Source organism: Massilia sp. P2_C2 (genome assembly GCF_056404615.1).
The window spans coordinates 1-1,008 of record NZ_JBFUDR010000633.1 but is presented as its reverse complement, the minus strand read 5'-3'; the positions used below and the strand labels follow the sequence as shown (position 1 = coordinate 1,008).

Below are 1,008 nucleotides of genomic sequence, written 5' to 3'. Positions count from 1 at the left end.
CCAGTGGCATTGCCGGGTAGCTAAGTTCGGAAGAGATAACCGCTGAAAGCATCTAAGCGGGAAACTCGCCTTGAGATGAGATTTCCCGGAGCCTTGAGCTCCTTGAAGGGTCGTTCGAGACCAGGACGTTGATAGGTCGGGTGTGGAAGTGCAGTAATGCATTAAGCTAACCGATACTAATTGCCCGTACGGCTTGTCCCTATAACCTTGGCAGTCATGCCAATGCAAGGGTTCAGCTGTTTGTTGAACAACAGAAACCAGATACAATACTTCTTCCGGATTCAGGGTAGCGCCCGCGATACCGCGGCGATACCCGTACAAGTCATGCCTGATGACCATAGCAGGTCGGTACCACCCCTTCCCATCCCGAACAGGACCGTGAAACGACTTTGCGCCGATGATAGTGCTGCAACCAGTGTGAAAGTAGGTTATCGTCAGGCTAGTTATACGCAACAGCCCGCTCAATATCGATTGAGCGGGCTTTTTGCTTTTCCAAAGCCAAACATCGTCGCGGGGCTGTATGGCCACTTGTCGCGGCATCAGCCATCAGGGCGTGCCGGCGCCCCACTTCCGTATGACGAAGTCGACGAAATAACGCAGTTTGAGGGGCATACGCGTATCACGCTGATAAACCACGTGCATCGGGCGCGAAGGCATTGTTTCCTCTTCCAGCAGGCGCACCAGAGAACCGTCCTGGATATCCGCTGCGACCAATAACTCCGGCTGCATGATGATGCCTGCGCCGGCAAGCGCGGCCATGCGCAACGCCTGGCCGTTGTTGACGTTCAGACGTGCGCCGACCCGGACGTTGCGCACTTGGCCATCCGGGCTAACGAAGCGCCACTCGCGCGTTTCACGGCGTGAACCGAATGCCAGGCAGTCATGCATTGCAAGATCTTCCGGTACGATCGGGCGCCCGCGCCGCGCGATGTAGGAAGGCGACGCGCAAACTGCCATCTTGTAAGGCACCAGGGTTCGCGCCATCTTGTAAGGCACCAGGGTTCGCGC

At 56.7% G+C, this 1,008-nt stretch carries 1 protein-coding gene and 2 rRNA genes; 2 read left to right on the top strand and 1 reads right to left on the bottom strand.

Translation table 11 applies throughout. The features are described from left to right. Both AC1DYX_RS31490 and rrf read left to right on the top strand, forming a co-directional pair. Positions 1-201: ribosomal RNA gene (locus AC1DYX_RS31490) — 23S ribosomal RNA — on the top strand; the annotation flags it as partial. A 126-nt stretch (positions 202-327) separates the two neighbouring features. Further along, positions 328-440, top strand: a 5S ribosomal RNA gene (gene rrf / locus AC1DYX_RS31485). A gap of 106 nt (positions 441-546) precedes the next feature. Here the strand turns inward: rrf and AC1DYX_RS31480 are convergent. Beyond that, positions 547-1,008: LysR substrate-binding domain-containing protein (locus AC1DYX_RS31480; protein ID WP_477266181.1), on the bottom strand; the 462-nt coding region annotated here is incomplete at its 5' end.